General features: G+C 72.7%; 13 protein-coding genes. 7 read left to right on the top strand and 6 right to left on the bottom strand.

Going from position 1 to position 15,346, the window contains the following annotated elements:
- The first annotated feature begins 19 nt into the window (after window positions 1-19).
- From ACF1CT_RS28675 to ACF1CT_RS28650, 6 genes are all read left to right on the top strand, one after another.
- Window positions 20-1,180: an NAD(P)/FAD-dependent oxidoreductase gene (locus tag ACF1CT_RS28675; protein WP_391786870.1), complete on the top strand. Its 1,161-nt coding sequence runs from the start codon at window positions 20-22 to the stop codon at window positions 1,178-1,180.
- 106 nt (window positions 1,181-1,286) lie between these two features.
- Window positions 1,287-1,613 (top strand): (2Fe-2S)-binding protein, encoded by a 327-nt coding sequence (locus ACF1CT_RS28670; RefSeq protein ID WP_391786869.1) that lies wholly within the window; start codon window positions 1,287-1,289, stop codon window positions 1,611-1,613.
- A complete protein-coding gene (locus ACF1CT_RS28665; protein WP_391786868.1) occupies window positions 1,594-3,069 on the top strand; it encodes an NAD(P)/FAD-dependent oxidoreductase in 1,476 nt (491 codons plus the stop codon). Before ACF1CT_RS28670 ends, ACF1CT_RS28665 begins: the two co-directional genes overlap by 20 nt.
- A gap of 221 nt (window positions 3,070-3,290) precedes the next feature.
- The gene (locus tag ACF1CT_RS28660) at window positions 3,291-4,202 is read left to right on the top strand and encodes a dihydrodipicolinate synthase family protein (protein WP_391786867.1); all 912 of its coding nucleotides are present in this window, start codon (window positions 3,291-3,293) and stop codon (window positions 4,200-4,202) included.
- 195 nt (window positions 4,203-4,397) lie between these two features.
- Entirely contained in the window at window positions 4,398-5,399 is a 1,002-nt protein-coding gene (locus ACF1CT_RS28655; RefSeq protein ID WP_391786866.1) for a proline racemase family protein, read from the top strand.
- 114 nt (window positions 5,400-5,513) lie between these two features.
- Window positions 5,514-6,242, top strand: a complete 729-nt coding sequence (locus ACF1CT_RS28650; protein WP_391786865.1) for a GntR family transcriptional regulator — start codon at window positions 5,514-5,516, stop codon at window positions 6,240-6,242.
- A 163-nt stretch (window positions 6,243-6,405) separates the two neighbouring features.
- On the opposite strand, the gene ACF1CT_RS28645 is transcribed toward ACF1CT_RS28650, so the two are convergent.
- From ACF1CT_RS28645 to ACF1CT_RS28620, 6 genes are all read right to left on the bottom strand, one after another.
- Window positions 6,406-7,341: a GNAT family N-acetyltransferase gene (locus ACF1CT_RS28645; RefSeq protein WP_391786864.1), complete on the bottom strand. Its 936-nt coding sequence runs from the start codon at window positions 7,339-7,341 to the stop codon at window positions 6,406-6,408.
- Window positions 7,338-9,512, bottom strand: coding sequence for a peptidase C14 (locus tag ACF1CT_RS28640; RefSeq protein ID WP_391786863.1), 2,175 nt, complete (start codon window positions 9,510-9,512; stop codon window positions 7,338-7,340). Before ACF1CT_RS28640 ends, ACF1CT_RS28645 begins: the two co-directional genes overlap by 4 nt.
- A gap of 167 nt (window positions 9,513-9,679) precedes the next feature.
- Window positions 9,680-10,519 carry an SDR family NAD(P)-dependent oxidoreductase gene (locus ACF1CT_RS28635; protein ID WP_391786862.1) on the bottom strand — a complete coding sequence of 280 codons (840 nt, stop codon included), beginning with the start codon at window positions 10,517-10,519 and terminating at the stop codon, window positions 9,680-9,682.
- 158 nt (window positions 10,520-10,677) lie between these two features.
- Window positions 10,678-11,523 (bottom strand): amidohydrolase family protein, encoded by an 846-nt coding sequence (locus ACF1CT_RS28630; RefSeq protein ID WP_391786861.1) that lies wholly within the window; start codon window positions 11,521-11,523, stop codon window positions 10,678-10,680.
- On the bottom strand, window positions 11,520-12,707 hold the full coding sequence (locus tag ACF1CT_RS28625; protein WP_391786860.1) for a mandelate racemase/muconate lactonizing enzyme family protein: 1,188 nt from the start codon (window positions 12,705-12,707) through the stop codon (window positions 11,520-11,522). The genes ACF1CT_RS28630 and ACF1CT_RS28625 overlap by 4 nt, the downstream gene beginning before the upstream one ends.
- Window positions 12,707-14,077 (bottom strand): aspartate aminotransferase family protein, encoded by a 1,371-nt coding sequence (locus ACF1CT_RS28620; RefSeq protein WP_391786859.1) that lies wholly within the window; start codon window positions 14,075-14,077, stop codon window positions 12,707-12,709. Before ACF1CT_RS28620 ends, ACF1CT_RS28625 begins: the two co-directional genes overlap by 1 nt.
- A 290-nt stretch (window positions 14,078-14,367) precedes the next feature.
- Here ACF1CT_RS28620 and ACF1CT_RS28615 point away from each other — a divergent pair, with 290 nt between their 5' ends.
- Complete coding sequence (locus ACF1CT_RS28615) at window positions 14,368-15,225, top strand: IclR family transcriptional regulator (protein WP_391786858.1); 858 nt, start codon at window positions 14,368-14,370, stop codon at window positions 15,223-15,225.
- Window positions 15,226-15,346: the final 121 nt, after the last annotated feature.

The following is a 15,346-nucleotide window of genomic DNA, read 5'->3' as shown; positions in this document are numbered from 1 at the left end:
ACATATTACTGACGTGTTCATGAGACAGCCGCTGGATGTCGTCGTCGTCGGGGCCGGAGCGATCGGTGCCGCCTGCGCCTACTACGCCTCCCGGTCCGGACTGTCCGTGGCCGTCGTCGATCGCGGACCGGTCGCCTCCGGCACCACCGGAGCCGGGGAGGGCAACCTCCTGGTCTCCGACAAGGTGCCCGGCCCCGAACTGGAACTCGCCCTGTACTCCGCCCGGTTGTGGCAGCAGCTGGCCCGGGAGCTGCCCGCCGGGATCGAGTACGAGCGCAAGGGCGGCCTTGTCGTGGCGGCGTCCGGGAGCTCGCTCGCCGCACTCTCCGCGACGGCGGCGGGCCAGCGCGAGGCCGGGGTCGAGGCGTACGACGTCCCGGCGGACCGGCTCCACGACGCCGAACCGCACCTCGCGCCGGAACTCGCCGGGGGCTGCCACTACCCGCAGGACGCACAGGTCCAACCCGCCCTGGCGGCAGCCGAGTTGCTGCGGGCGTCGACGCGGAGCGGGGCGGGCCTGTGGCCGGGGGAGGAAGTCGTCGCGCTGCTCACCGACCGGCAGGGCGCGGTGCGCGGGGTGCGCACCGCGCGGCGCGAGCTGCGCGCGCCCGCGGTCGTCAACGCGGCCGGTGTCCGGGGCGGCGAACTGGCGGCCCTGGCCGGGGTGGAACTGCCGGTCCTGCCGCGCAGGGGCTTCGTGCTCGTCACCGAACCACTGCCGAGGCTGATCAGGCACAAGGTGTACGCGGCGGAGTACGTGTCCGACGTGTCGAGCGGCTCCGCGGCGCTGCAGACATCACCCGTGGTGGAGGGGACCCCCGCCGGACCGGTGCTGATCGGGGCCAGCCGCGAACGGGTCGGATTCGACCGGACGCTGTCCGTTCCGGCGGTCGCCCGGCTGGCCGCCGGGGCCGCCGCGTTGTTCCCCGTGCTGGCGGACGTCCGGGTGATGCGCGCCTATCACGGATTCCGTCCCTATCTGCCCGACCACCTGCCGGCCATCGGTCCCGACCCGCGGGTGCCCGGGCTCTTCCACGCCTGCGGTCACGAGGGGGCGGGAATCGGGCTCGCCCCCGCGACCGGATCGCTGATCGCCGACACGATCCTGGGGCGTCGGCCCGAGGTCGATCCCGCACCGTTCGCCCCCGGCCGCTTCGGCTCCCCGTGCCCCGGCGCATGACGACGGGGCGAGGGCGCCCGCGCCACCGGGACGGGCGGCCCGTGCCGCGCCCGGTGGGACATCCCGAGACACCGGACCAGACCCCCGTGCCCCAGGAGAGGAACCCGTGAGACGCACCCGCGCACGCACCCCGGCCGAGCTCGTCCGGGCCGAGCCCGAACCGGACTTCCCGTTGACCTTCGACGGGCGCCCGATCCGCGGACTGCCCGGCCGGAGCATCGCCGCCGCGCTCTGGGCGGCGGGCATCCTCAGCTGGCGCACCACCCGGGTCCACGGCCGGCCGCGAGGGGCGTTCTGCGGCATCGGGGCCTGCTTCGACTGCCTGGCCACCATCAACGGCACTCCGAACCGGCGTGCCTGCCTCGTCCCCGCCCGCCCCGGCGACGTGATCACCACGCAGGAGGGCCACGGGCATGCCGCACTCGACGGGTGACCACCGGGCCCCGGGCGACGTCCGCGCCGATCTCGCGGTGGTGGGCGCGGGGCCTGCCGGGCTGGCCGCCGCCGTCACCGCCGCCGACCACGGGCTCGACGTGGTCCTGCTGGACGCGGCCGACTCGCCCGGCGGCCAGTACTACCGCAGCCCCGGCGACGGGCTCGGCGCCACCCGCCCCGAGGCGCTCCACCACGGCTGGGACACCTTCGCCGCCCTGTCCGCACGACTCGCCGCGCACCGGGACTCCGGTACGATCCGCCACCTGCGCGATCACCACGTATGGACGGTGGAACGCACGGAGGGCGACTGGACCCCGCACGCCGTCACCGGTCCCGACGGCGCCCGGCGCTCCGCCGTCCGGGCCCGCCGGCTGGTGCTCGCGACCGGCGCCTACGAGCGGCAGCTCCCCTTTCCCGGCTGGACCCTTCCGGGCGTGGTCGGCGCGGCCGGCGCCCAGGCGATGCTGAAATCCGGACTTGTGCTGCCGGGCCGACGGATCGTGGTGGCGGGGAGCGGGCCCCTGCTGCAGGCCGTCGCCCTGTCGCTGACCCGCGCCGGGGCGCGCGTGGTGGCGCTGGTCGAGGCTGCGGGGTACGCGGCGTACGCACGTGCTCCCCGGGTGCTGGCCTCGAACCCGGCCAAGGCGGTGGAGGGCGCCCGGTACGCGGCCGCTCTGGCCCGTGCGGGGGTGCGGACGCTGACCCACCACGCCGTCACCGGGGCACGCGGCGACGGCCGGGTGGCGGAGGTGACCGTGAGCCGACTCGATCACCGATGGCGCCCCGTGCCCGGGTCCGGCCGCACCCTCGACTGCGACGCGCTCGCGGTGGGGCACGGGCTCGTGCCCCAACTGGATCTCGCGGTGGCGGCCGGCTGCCGGACGCGCCCCGGTGCCGACGGCACACACGCGGCGGATGTCGACGAGCGGCTGCGGACCACCGTGCCCGGGATCTGGGCCGCCGGGGAGACCTGTGGCATCGGCGGCGTCGAACTCGCCCTGGCCGAGGGGGAACTGGCGGCTCTGTCGATCCTCCACGAGGTGCGGGGCGGGACACCGCGGACGGTGGCGCGCAGGGCGGTCGCCCTGGGCCGTTCCCGGAGCCGTCTGCGTGCCTTCGCCGCCCTGATGGGCGCCGTGCACCGGCCGGGGGAGGGGTGGTACCGGTGGCTGACCGACGACACGGAGGTCTGCCGCTGCGAGGAGGTCACCGCGGGCCGGGTCCGCGGTGCCTGCGAGGAACTCGGCGCCGGGGACGTCCGGACCGTCAAACTGCTCACCCGGGCCGGAATGGGCTGGTGCCAGGGCCGCACATGCGGCCACGCCGTCCGTGACCTGGCCGCGGCGCACGGCGTCGGGGGCGCGGCCGGCGGGCGGCCGGACGGGCCCGAACGACGCCCGCTCGCCTGCCCGGTGAAGCTGTCCGCACTCGCCGAACCCGTCGATCCCGGATAGCCGATCCCGGATAGCCGATCCCGGATAGCCGCCCCCGGCCGGGAACCGGCCCGCCGCCGCACCCGCCGCACCCGCCGCACCCGCCGCACCCGCCGCACGACACGGCCGCCCGGACCGTCCGCCCACAGGCCTCGGGGCGGGTTCCGGCACGGTGCCCCGAATCCGTACCACCCCGCACACGACGTGACCTGTCACACCTCTCAAGGAGCCGAGGAACCACGATGCAGACGACGAACGCCACCCAGCGCACCCGTCCCTGGCACGGAGTCATGGTCGCCACCCCGCTCACCCTGCGCGACGACGGCACGATCGACTACGACGCCTACGCCACGCACGTGCGGCAGCTCATCGAGGCGGGCTGCGACGGGGTGGTCCCCAACGGGTCGCTGGGCGAGTACCAGACCCTGACCGACGCGGAACGCGAGCAGGTGGTCCGGGTCGCCGTGGAAGCGGCGGGTGACGGCGACCGGGTCATGCCGGGGGTCTCCGCGTACGGCAGCGCCGAGTCGCGCCGCTGGGCGGAACGGGCCGCCGAGGCGGGGGCCGGTTCCGTGCTCCTCCTGCCGCCCAACGGCTACCGCTGCGAGGACGCGGCCGTCCGCGACCACTACGCCGTGGTGGCCGAGGCCGGTGTCCCGGTCGTCGCGTACAACAATCCGTACGACACCAAGGTCGACCTGACCCCCGCGCTGCTCGCCGAGATCCACCGGGAGGGCAGCATCGTCGCGGTCAAGGAGTTCAGCGGCGACGTCCGCAGAGCCTACGAGATCGCCGAACGGGCACCGGAACTCGACCTGCTCGTGGGCGCCGACGACGTCCTGCTGGAACTGGCGCTGGCCGGGGCGGTCGGCTGGATCGCCGGGTGCCCGAACATGCTGCCGGTCAGCTGCGTCGAGCTGTACCGGGCCGTCGCGGCGGGGGACATGGCGACCGCGCTGCCGCTCTACCGGGAGTTGCATCCCCTGCTCCGGTGGGACTCGAAGCCGGAGTTCGTCCAGGCCATCAAGGTGTCCATGGACGTGGCCGGACGCCACGGCGGCCGTACCCGTCCGCCGCGCCTCCCGCTCCCCGAGGACGACACGGCGGCCGTGCGCTCCGCGACGGAGAAGGCGCTGGCCGCCGGGCGCCGCTGACAGCCTGCCGGTGGCCTCCTGCCGGGCGGTCGGGGGCCACCGACAGGCTCCGGGGCGGCCCCGTACCACCGCGGGCCCGGTCGCGCCCGGCCGGGCCCGCTCCCCGCGGAGCCCGCATCCCGGGTTCCCGTTCGCTCCTTCCCGTTCGCTCCTTCCCGTTCGCTTCCTCCCGTCCGTGGCGACCCAGGAGAAACCTTGCAGACACGTCATGTCTTCCACGCGGTCGACTCGCACACCGAGGGCATGCCCACCCGCGTCGTCACCGGTGGCATCGGCACGATTCCCGGTGCCACGATGGCCGAGCGGCGCACCTGGTTCCAGGAACACCGCGACGCCGTGCGCACGCTGCTCATGTACGAACCGCGCGGCCACGCCGCCATGAGCGGTGCGATCCTTCAGCCGCCCACCCGGCCCGACGCGGATGTGGGGGTGCTCTACATCGAGGTCTCCGGACTGCTGCCGATGTGCGGCCACGGCACCATCGGTGTCGCGACCGTCCTGGTGGAGACCGGCATGGTCGAGGTCACCGAACCGGTCACCACCGTGCGACTTGACACCCCGGCGGGGCTCGTCACCGTCGACGTACAGGTGCGGGACGGCGCCGCGACCGCGGTCACCCTGACCAACGTCGCCTCGTTCTGCGCGGGGCTCGACCGGGCCGCGGACGTACCCGGGTACGGGCCGGTGCGCTACGACCTCGCCTACGGCGGGAACTTCTACGCCATGGTCCGCCTTTCCGACCTGGGGCTGCCGTTCGACCGGGAGCGCAAGGACGACATCCTGGCGGCCGGGCTCGCCCTGATGGAGGCGGTCAACGCGACCGACCGTCCCACCCACCCCGAGGACCCGGACATCCACGGCCTCAAGCACGTGCAGTTCATCGCCCCGGGATCCGACGCGCGGCACTCCCGGCACGCGATGGCCATCCACCCCGGGTGGTTCGACCGGTCGCCCTGCGGAACCGGCACCTCGGCCCGCATGGCGCAACTGCACGCGCGTGGTGAACTTCCCCTGCACACCGACTTCGTGAACGAATCCTTCATCGGCACCTCGTTCACCGGCCGGCTGGTGGCGGAGACCAAGGTCGGCGGGTTGCCCGCCGTCGTTCCGACGGTGACGGGCCGTGCCTGGATCACCGGCACCGCACAGTTCTTCCTGAACCCCTCCGATCCCTTTCCCGAGGGATTCCTGCTGTGAGCACCGCGGTCCCGTCCACCGGTCGGGCGGTCGGGCGGGCGGTCGGGAACGACGGGCCCCGATGGAAACGTGACATTGTATTCTGAGGGACCGTACGGCGCTGGAGGAAGACATATGGCCCGCCTGACGACGCTCAACGCCATCTCGGCGCAGGAGCACTTGCGCGACCGGGTGGCGAACGCACTCCGGGCGGCCCTGATCGCCGGTGACCTCCGCCCGGGGATGATCTACTCCGCGCCGACGCTCGCCGCCCAGTTCGGTGTGTCCGCCACCCCGGTCCGCGAGGCCATGCTCGATCTGGCCCGGGAGGGCCTCGTCGAGGCGGTCCGCAACAAGGGCTTCCGGATAACGGAGTTGACCGAACAGGACCTCGACGACTTCACCGAGCTGCGTGCCATGATCGAGGTGCCCACCGTCGGCCGGATCACCAGGATGGGCCGGACCGAGGAGCTGAAGGCGTTGCGCCCGCTCGCCGAGGCGATCGTGGCCGCCGCCGCCGAGCACGACATCCTCGGCTACCTGGAGGCGGACCGCCGCTTCCATCTCGAACTGCTCGCCCTGGCGGGCAACCGCAGACTGGTGGAGGAGGTCGGCAACCTGCGCAAGCGCTCGCGCCTCTTCGGACTCAACCGGCTTTCCGAATCGGGGCAGTTGACCGCCTCGGCGGAGGAGCACGTCCAACTGCTCGATCTCATGATCGCGGGTGATGTGAGGGGTGCCGAGCAGCGGATGCTGACGCACATGTCCCACGTCAGGTCGCTCTGGGCCGAGGAGGACGGCGACGGCACGGGCGGGGCGGACCGCGGGGCGGCGCCGGTGCCGCTGACCGCGGCGGAGGGCTGAGCACGGCGGCCTGGTGTTCGCCCGGGTGTTCCGCCCGGGCGGGGCTCTCGGTGTGAACTCGCCGGGGGGGGGGGGGGGGGGGGGGGGGCGGCGCGCCCCCCCCCCCCCCCCCCCCCCCCCCCCCCCCCCCCGCCGCTCGTTCCCGGGGCGCCGGACCGGGGGTTCAGAAGCAGTCGCCGTACCAGTGGATCGCGCCGGGCGCGGTGACCACGGCCCGGACGGTCTCCGGGGCCGCGAGCAGCGGGCGCGCCATGCCCACCCGCTCCGTCACCTCCCGGGCGTCCGTCAGCAGGGCCGGCAGCGCCGACCGGATCTGCGGGGTGTCGGGGAGCCGGACCCGGGCCCGGCCGAGTCCCGCGTCCCGGCCCCGTGCCCCGACCGCGGCGAACAGCGCGCCCAGGGACGCGGACGCGCCCGCGCATTCGCGGACCTCCACACGCTCCCCCTCGTGCTGGGCCACGACCCAGCCGACGAGCGCCCCCGTGCGGGGGTCCTCCGCGACGAGCGACGACCGTTCGAGGGGGCCGTACCAGGCGGGCACCCGCACCGCCCAGTCCTCCGGGTCGCGCAACGAACTGAGCGGCCGGTTCGCGTTGTACGCGTGGTGCAGGGCGGCCAGCTCCGCGGCGTCCCCGGCCGTGGCGGCGCGGACCGGGAAGTCCCCGCCGGCCGTCGGCGGGACGAGCGTCCCCTCGACGCACGTGCTGTCGAACTCCTGCCATCCCGAGCCCCGGTAGACGCCGGGGGTGCCGGTGAACAGCAGGGACCAGGCGCATCCCTCGGCCGTCATGACGCGTTCGGCCGCCACCAGCAGCCGTCGCACCAGCCCCTGGCCCCGGGCCTCGGGACGGGTGGCGACGCTGCCGATGCCGCCGACCCGCCGCGGGGTGCCGTGCGCGTCGCGGATCAGCCTCGGGACGTAGACGACGACGGCGTCGATCCGGCCGTCCGGGCCGTCCTGCGCGACGAAGGTGTGCCGGTGGCGGTCCGGGTCGAGGGCGTGCAGACCGGTGATCTGCGGGGCGTCGAAGCAGGTCCGCCACAGCTCGGCCAGCGCCGGGTCGTCGGCCGGGGTGGCGGTGCGGACGACGGCGGTCACAGGATCAGGTTCCCGTCCGTGCGGGCCGTGTCGCCGTTGCCGGGCATCGCGACACGTCTCGTGCCCTCCTCGACGCACGAGGTGTACAGGGTCGAGTCCAGTGCGTCCGGGGCGAGGTGGAGGGTGCCGCCGGTGAAGCGGCTGCCGGTCGCCGCGTAGTGGTTGGTGCCCTCGGTGATGCGCACATGGGCGATGTCCTGTCCGAAGGCGGCGCTGCTGAGCGCGCTGATGTCCCAGGTCACCTTGCCGGGTCCGGCCGCGCGGCCGAGCAGCGCCTTGGCCTTGTTCCCGCCGGTGAGGCGGGTGCCGCCGGTGACGGTGATCCGCTGGTCGCGCACGGCGCTCAGTTCGATGCCGGTGTTGTCGTAGCGGCCGCCGTCGATCCTCAGGTCCGCCGAGCCGACCGACATCGGGGCGGCGTTCTCGGCCCCGATGACGGTGCAGTCGGTGAAGTGGACCGGTCCCGCCCCGCGCAGGACCGCGCCGTCGACACCCTCGAAGGTGCAGCGCACGAAATGGACGGGTGCGGTGACGGGGGTCTGGATCAGGACGGCGTCGGCGGGCGGTGCGAACGAGCAGTCGCTGATGGTCGTCGGCCGGGTGGAGCGGGCGGAGCGCTGGGCGACGGCGAAGGTCTTCGCGGTGCAGCCGCGGACCTGGGCGCCGTCGGCGTTGACGGTGAGGGTGCCGGCCTGGTCGAAGGTGGGGCGCGCGATGACGGTGATGTCCTCAAGCGTCAGGTCGGTGATCTTGGTGTTGGCGGTGAACCAGGAGCAGACGTGTCTGCGCACGGTGATCCGCTTCGCCGATATCCCCCACTGGGCACCGGAGTTGGCGATGTCCATCAGACCCGAGTTGCCGTCGAAGAGCAGGTCGTGCTCGTACTGGCCGTGGGTGGTGAAGGGGTTGCCGCCGGCGTCGTCCCCGTCGCCGTGGCAGTTGACGACCGTGCAGTACGCGGAGGCGGTGAGGTCGTTGAGGTGGCGCACGTTACTGGTGGTGCAGTCGGCGACCCGCCCGTAGAGACAGTAGATCTGCTGGGTGAGGTAGCCCGCGCCGCCGTACTCGACGGTGGGCGGGTTCTTCAGCGAGCAGTCCTCGGTGCGGAACCGGGTGCACCAGCGTCGCATGATGACCGGCCAGAACGTGCCGGTGGCGTGGATCCCGGAGACGTCGCAGCCGACGGCGTACTCGAAGCTGACCGGGTGGGACCCGGTGTACTCGTCGGGCCCGGCGCCCTCGAAGACCAGGTTGCGGATGTGCGTGTCGCGCACCGGCTCGATCCGGGTCCAGGTGAGTTCGCGTCCCGCCGCGAGTTCCCAGCCGTTGAGGTAGCTGATCCGGATATGCGTCGCGTCGACGATCTCGGTGATCTCGACGAGCTTCTGCAGCTCGCGTTCGTCGCGTCCGCCGCCCACGACCGGGGCGACCTGGACGGCCCACCACTGCCCGACGGAGAACGCCTTGGCGTCGGGGACCGGGAAGGTGTCGGTGAGTTCGATGACCTTGCCGGAGAGCGCGTGCCGGACCACCGTGTCGGTGACGGTGCCGCGGAAGGAGAGGACGGCGCCGAAGGGGTTGTCGTGGGTGTTCTTCTCGATGCCTTCGGTGCGTATGCGGTGGCCGCCGAAGTCGAGTTCGATGTGGGAGCGGTTCCAGAGGTGGCGTTTGGTGAACAGGAGGTCGGTGTGGGCCTCGATGCGGTGGACGGCCGGGTCGCCGATCATGGCGTCGAGGGCGGCGTCGGCGGGCTTCTTGTCGTCGAAGTGGCCGAAGGAGCGGAAGTCGAGGGTGCCGGTGTGGAGCTGGTGCCAGCGTCCCTTGCCGGGGTTCTTGCCCTCGGGGGCCAGGACGGTGCCGCCGTTGTGGGCGGTGGCGGACTTCTTGTCCCAGCGCACGGCCATGCCGCCGCCGTCGCCGGGGGTGTGGTACCCGGCGATCAGGACCTGGGTGCCGTCGTCGAACGGCTTGGTGTTCAGCGCGCGCAGCGCGGCGACCGTGTCGACCCGCAGGACGTCGCCCGTGTGCGACGGCGCGGCCTGCGCGCTGCCGGCCGCCACGGCCGTGGAGGCCACGACCAGACCGGCCAGACCCGACGCCCGCAGCAGAGCACGACGGGACGACGGGGACGAGGGGGAGGAAGGGACCGGGGGCGATGCGGGAACGGACATGACGGAGGTGCTCCTCGCGGTGTCGATACGTGCTCGATGGCCTGCTCGGTGAGGACCGACCGCCGGCCGGTCGCGGTCGGAACGTGGTGCGGACGGTGCGGGTACACGGAACACGGCCCCCCGGACCAGGTGCCGGTGCGCGGCGCACCGGGGCCTGCCGGTCGGCGTCAGACCGTGTTGCGGTACGGCGGCATGAAGCGCATGCGGGGCATCTGGTCGGCGAGGACTCCCCCGTCGACGACGATCCGCGCCCCGGTCAGGTACGCCCCGGCGTCCGAGGCGAGGAGCAGCAGCGCGCCCACGCACTCCTCGGGCCGCGCGTAACGGCCGAGCGGGATGCGCTCGCGGTAGGCGGTTTCGAACGCCTCCCGGTCGAAGGGGAACTCGCCGTCGATGGGGGTCTCCACCATGCCGGGGGCGAGGGTGTTGGCGGTGATGCCGTGCGGGGCCAGCTCGACGGCCAGGGTCTCGGTGAGGAGCTGGGCGGCGGCCTTGGAGGCGTTGTAGTGGGCCAGGCCCGCCTCCGCCACCAGGGCGTTCTTCGAGGTGATGGTGATGATCCGGCCGGGGACGGAGTCCGCGATCATGTGTTCGGCGACGTGCCGGCTGAGGAAGAACACGGCGTCGACGTTGACCCGCATGATGTGCGACCAGCTCGCGGGCGTGATCTCGTTGAAGCGTTCCAGCGCCGCCGTGCCCGCGTTGTTGACGAGGATGTGCAGCGGTCCGGCCTCGGCGCGCACGGCGTCGACGAAGCCGGGCAGCGCGTCGATGTCCGCGAGGTCGCGCCCGTACACCCGCGCGCCCCGGCCGAGCGCCCGCACGGCGGCCGCGGTCTCCTCGATCCCGGCCGCGCCGGGCAGGTCGACGAGGACCAGGTCGGCGCCCGCCTCGGCGAGCCCGACGGCGAAGGACCGGCCGAGGCCCCGCGCGGCACCGGTGACCAGGGCGGTGCGCCCGGTCAGGTCGAAGCGGTCGACGGGGCGGGACGGGACGGCTGCGGTCATGGCGGGGTTCCTCCAGGCGGAGAGGTACGGAGAGGAGTGGGCCGCCGCGCGGGGACACAGGGGGTGGGCGCGCGGCGGCCCGGCTGCCGGCGCGGCGTCCCTCGGACAGGGGGGTTGTCCGGGTACCGCGCCGGCAGGTTCGGGGAACGGCCGGGCTGTCAGCCGTTCAGGCCCAGCAGGTCCAGCGACGGCCGGTGGATGATCTCCTCCACCTTGTCCACGTCGAGCGGCGGCAGCCCGGGGATGCCGGGGATGCGGGCGATCTCCCGCAGTCCCTTCACCGAGTCGTCGACCGTCGTGAACGGGTAGTCGCTGCCGAACATCAGCTTGTCGAACACCCCGTAGTCCTGGACCAGCCGGAGGCTGTGCCAGAGCTGGAAGGGCCGGTAGTGCAGGGCGCTGATGTCCGCGTAGACGTGCGGGTGCTTGCGGATGACCGCGATGCACTCGCCCTCGAAGGGGTGGCCGAGGTGGGCCAGGACCATGCGGAGTTCCGGGTGCCGGATGGCGACCGCGTCCAGGTGCCGGGGCATCGCCCATTCCAGGGGCGCCGTCGACACGAAGGTCGTGCCGGTGTGCACCAGGAGCGGCAGCCCGTGCCGCTCGGCGTAGCCGTACAGCTCGTCGTACTCCTCGGCCGCCGGGTCGAAGCCCGCGTACATCGGCATCAGCTTGATGCCGCGCAGCCCGAGTTCCTGGTGGCCGTACCGCAGTTCGTCCTGCCAGCCGGGCTGGGTGGGGTCGAGCGAGAGGTAGCCGATGAGCCGGTCGGGGTGCTCCCCGACGTACGAGGCCACGGCCGCGTCGTCGACCCAGAGCCCGCTGCGCCGCGCCTTGCCCCCGACGACGATCGTGCGGGTGCCCTCGGGGGCGGTGGCGGCGTACTCCTCCCACTTCACCGTCAGGTCGACCTCGCCCGCGTGGGCGCGGGCGGAGTCGGACCTGAACGGGTCGGTGAAGTCGTGGCTGTGCCGGAAGAGGTGCGAGTGGACGTCGACGATCATGTCCGGTTCCGCTTCTCCCAGCCGTCCGCGAACATGTTCCAGAAGCGGTGGCTGGGCGGGTGCTCCTCGAAGACCTCGTCGACGAGTTCGACACCGAGCCCGGGGGCGGTCGGCAGGCCGATGTGGCCGTCGACGACGGGGAGGGTGCCCTTGAGCGCGTCGAAGACGTAGTCCTCCAGGAGCCCGTCGAAGGTCTCCAGGATCTTGAAGTTGGGGATTCCGAGCGTGGCGTGCACCGAGACGGTGGTGCAGAGCGGCGAGTTGGAGTTGTGCGGGGCCACCAGCATGCCGTGGCTGTCCGCGATCGCGGCAAGCTTGCGGACCTCGGTCAGGCCGCCTGCCATGGAGAGGTCGGGCTGGATGATGTCGACCGCGTTCGTGGCGAACAGCTGCTTGTACTCGTAGCGGTTGTGGAAGTGCTCGCCGCCGGAGATCGGGAACGCGGCGCGCTGGCGCAGCTCCGCGTAGCGTTCGATGTGGGTCCAGGGCATCGGCTCCTCGAACCAGCCGATGTCGAAGGGTTCCAGCTCGCGCACCAGGCGGGCGGCGGTCGGCATGGCGAACCGGGCGTGGCCCTCGATGAAGAGGTCGACGTCCGGTCCGATGGCCTCGCGGACGGCGGCGACCAGGTCGACGGAGCGGCGCAGTTCGGCGCGTTCCAGCTCGTGCAGACCGGGGCCGAAGGGGTCGAACTTGAGGGCGGTGAAGCCCTTGGCCACGGTCTCCTTCGCCTTGGCTGCGAAGGTCTCGGGCTCGCGCTCGCCGGTGTACCAGCCGTTGGCGTAGACCCGGACGCGGTCCCGGCAGGCGCCGCCGGTCAGGCGGTAGGCGGGGACGCCGAGCGCCTTGCCCATCAGGTCGTACATCGCCTGGTCGAGGCCGGACAGGGCGATGCCGCCCATGTCGCCGCCGCGCAGGAAGTCGCCCTGGTAGACGCGGAGCCACAGCTCCTCGATGTCGAAGGGGTCGGCGCCGATGAGGTGGCGCTGGGCGATCGCCTCGGTGAGGGCGCAGACCTCGCGGACCCGGTAGGGGTGGGTGATCTCGCCGATGCCGGTGAGGCCCTCGTCGGTGTGGACGCGGACGTAGCCGAAGTCGCGCCAGGAGGTGCCGAGCATCAGGGTCTCGACGCGGCTGATGCGTCCGGCGGGGCCGGCCGGGCGGCTGCTGTTGACGGTGAGCATCAGCGGGTCGCTCCGCCCATGGTCGAGGTGTTCTCCAGGTCGCGGGCGCCGCCGTCGGCGAGGACCGCCGTGACGGCGGCCTCGGTGCCCTCGATGAGGCGGTCGACGTCGGCGTCGGTGTGGGCGTAGCTGATGTGGCTGCGCTTGAGGTTGAGCGGCAGTTCGAACAGGCCGTGCTCCAGGAGCTTGCGGCGGTAGCCGACGAACAGCGAGGCGTCGTTGTTCAGCAGGTCCGCGTAGGTGCGGGGGGCCTCGCCGGACATGAAGTAGCTGACGAAGACCGAGCCGTAGCCGGTGACGACGGCCGGGACGCCCAGGCGCTCGTACAGTCCGGTCAGCTCGGTGCGGACGCGCTCGCCGAGCCGGAAGACGTGCTCGTGGACGGGCTCCTCGCGGAGCTTGCGCAGGGTGGCGAGGGCGGCGGCGACGACGGACGGGTGGCCGTTGTACGTGCCGGCGAAGAAGGCGGGGGCGCCGGGGCGGGTGGAGAAGAGGTCCATCAGGTCGGCGCGGCCGCCGATCGCGCCGACGGGGGCGCCGTTGGCGATGGCCTTGCCGAGGGTGGTGAGGTCGGGCGTGACGCCGGAGATCTTCTGCCAGCCGCCGATGTCGTGGCGGAAGCCGGTGATGACCTCGTCGAAGATCAGGACGCTGCCGGCCTTCGTGGTCTCCTCGCGCAGTGTGGTGAGGAACTCCTGGTACGGCAGGAGTGCGCCGACGTTGTGCGGGACGGGTTCGACGATGACGGCGGCGATGTCCGAGCCGTGCTCGGCGAAGGTGCGGCGGACCGCCTCGCTGTCGTTGAACGGCAGGACGAGGGTGGCTTCGAGGACCTCGGGCAGGATGCCGGTGGAGATCGGGTCGTGGCCGCCGACCTTGTCCGGGGCGGAGATGACGTTGAGGCTGACGGAGTCGTGCCAGCCGTGGTAGCAGCCCTGGAACTTGACGACCAGGCGGCGGCCGGTGGCGGCGCGGGAGACGCGCAGCGCGTGGAACGTGGCCTCGCTGCCGGTGCTGGTGAGCAGCACCTTCTCGATCGACGGGATCAGCTCGGTGAGCTGTTCGGCGAGGAGGACCTCGCCCTCGGTGACGCCCACGCCCATGTGGCCGAGGGTGGTGCCGGCCTCGGCGGTGGCGCGGGCCACGTCCGGGTCGTTGTGGCCGAGCAGCGGCGGGCCGAACGCCGAGTGGAAGTCGGTGTACTCGCGTCCGTCGGCGGTGCGGAACCGTGCGCCGTCGGTGCCGGTGACGACGAGGTCGGTCAGTCCGGGAACGCTGCGCTGACCGCTGTTCACGCCGCCGGGTACGACCTGGCGGGCGCGTTCGGCGAGTCGGGCTCCGGATTCGTTGCCAACCGGGCCTGAACTCATATCGCTTGCTCCTTGCGTCGAGAGTCGTCGGTTTTCGCGGGCCCTGCCCGGCCCGTGAGTCCCTGGCGCCATCCGCCCGGCAGTCGCCGCAGGAAGAGGGTGTTTCCGTGGTGCGTGGGTGATGCTTTCGCTTTTTCCGAACACTGTTCTGTAGAGCAGAACAGTGCCTGGATATTACGTGCGCCACCAGGGCCGGTCAACCCCCTTTCGGACACAGCAGGGCACTTTCCCGGCCTTCTTCGTGGAGAAGTCGTCCCGGGGCCTCCACCCAGGCACTAGGCTGTTCTGCTATGACGAACAGCTCTGCCGCAGAAGAACCGAAGTACTGGGTCAAGAGCGTGGCCAGGGCAGCGGACATCCTCGAAGCACTCGCCACCCCCACGCAGGGCAACGGCCTGAGCGTCACGGAGGTCGGCCAGGCCTGCTCCATCTCCAAGAGCGCGGCCTTCGGCATGCTCCAGACCCTGCGCGCCTACGGCCTGGTCTCGGACGACGGCGAGGGCATGAACCGCCGCTACCGGCTCGGCATGAGCCTGGCCCGGCTCGGCGACCGGGCCCGCTCCCAGGTCTCGCTGCGCGGGGTGGCCCGTCCGGTCCTGAGCGAACTGACCCGGAACACCGGCATGGCCTCCCGGCTCGCCATCCCCGAGGACGGCCACGCCGTCGTCGTGGACCAGGTCGAACTCGACCAGCGGGTCCGCCTCGACCTGCGCATGGGCCAGCGCGAGCTGCCGCACTGCACGGGCCTGGGCAAGGCGCTGCTGTCCGCGGTGCCGCAGAGCGAGGCCGCCTCGGTGATCGAGCGGTTCGGGCTGCCCCGGCGCACCTCCCGGACGATCACCGACCCCGCCACCTTCCTGTCGCACCTGCGCGACATCGCCCGGGTCGGCTACGCCCTGGACGACGAGGAGGACGCGGAGGGCATCCTCTGCATCGGCGCCCCGGTCTTCGACGACCGTTCGGTGTGCGCCGGAGCCATCTCCATCACCGGCCTCAAGCTCGGGCTGCCGGCCTGGCGCTACCAGGAGCTGGGCGGACAGGTGCGGGACGCGGCCCGGCGGATCAGCCTCTCGCTGGGCTGGGTCGACGACGCGGAGGACGGGACATCCGAGTCCGAAACGGCGAATCCCGGCGGATTCAGGTCTTGACCGATCGGCACAACCCACCGTAGGTTCCCTGCCAACCGCAGTGACATCTCCAGGTCACCAGCGATTCACCCCTTCTCCGGCCCGCTTCCGACGCCTGCCCATCGCGTCGCGAACATCCAAG

It is taken from the genome of Streptomyces sp. NPDC014734, assembly GCF_043083325.1.
In the GTDB taxonomy this organism is placed as follows: Bacteria; Actinomycetota; Actinomycetes; order Streptomycetales; family Streptomycetaceae; genus Streptomyces.
The sequence above is the reverse complement of the archived record's forward strand: the minus strand, read 5'-3'. Positions and strand labels throughout refer to the sequence as shown.

Coding starts and splice junctions, on each gene's coding strand:
- ACF1CT_RS28675 (WP_391786870.1), top strand. CDS start 20: ATGAGACAGCCGCTGGATGTCGTCGTCGTCGGGGCCGGAGCGATCGGT.
- ACF1CT_RS28625 (WP_391786860.1), bottom strand. CDS start 12,707: ATGCTCACCGTCAACAGCAGCCGCCCGGCCGGCCCCGCCGGACGCATC.
- ACF1CT_RS28665 (WP_391786868.1), top strand. CDS start 1,594: ATGCCGCACTCGACGGGTGACCACCGGGCCCCGGGCGACGTCCGCGCC.
- ACF1CT_RS28635 (WP_391786862.1), bottom strand. CDS start 10,519: ATGACCGCAGCCGTCCCGTCCCGCCCCGTCGACCGCTTCGACCTGACC.
- ACF1CT_RS28640 (WP_391786863.1), bottom strand. CDS start 9,512: ATGTCCGTTCCCGCATCGCCCCCGGTCCCTTCCTCCCCCTCGTCCCCG.
- ACF1CT_RS28630 (WP_391786861.1), bottom strand. CDS start 11,523: ATGATCGTCGACGTCCACTCGCACCTCTTCCGGCACAGCCACGACTTC.
- ACF1CT_RS28615 (WP_391786858.1), top strand. CDS start 14,368: ATGACGAACAGCTCTGCCGCAGAAGAACCGAAGTACTGGGTCAAGAGC.
- ACF1CT_RS28660 (WP_391786867.1), top strand. CDS start 3,291: ATGCAGACGACGAACGCCACCCAGCGCACCCGTCCCTGGCACGGAGTC.
- ACF1CT_RS28650 (WP_391786865.1), top strand. CDS start 5,514: ATGGCCCGCCTGACGACGCTCAACGCCATCTCGGCGCAGGAGCACTTG.
- ACF1CT_RS28620 (WP_391786859.1), bottom strand. CDS start 14,077: ATGAGTTCAGGCCCGGTTGGCAACGAATCCGGAGCCCGACTCGCCGAA.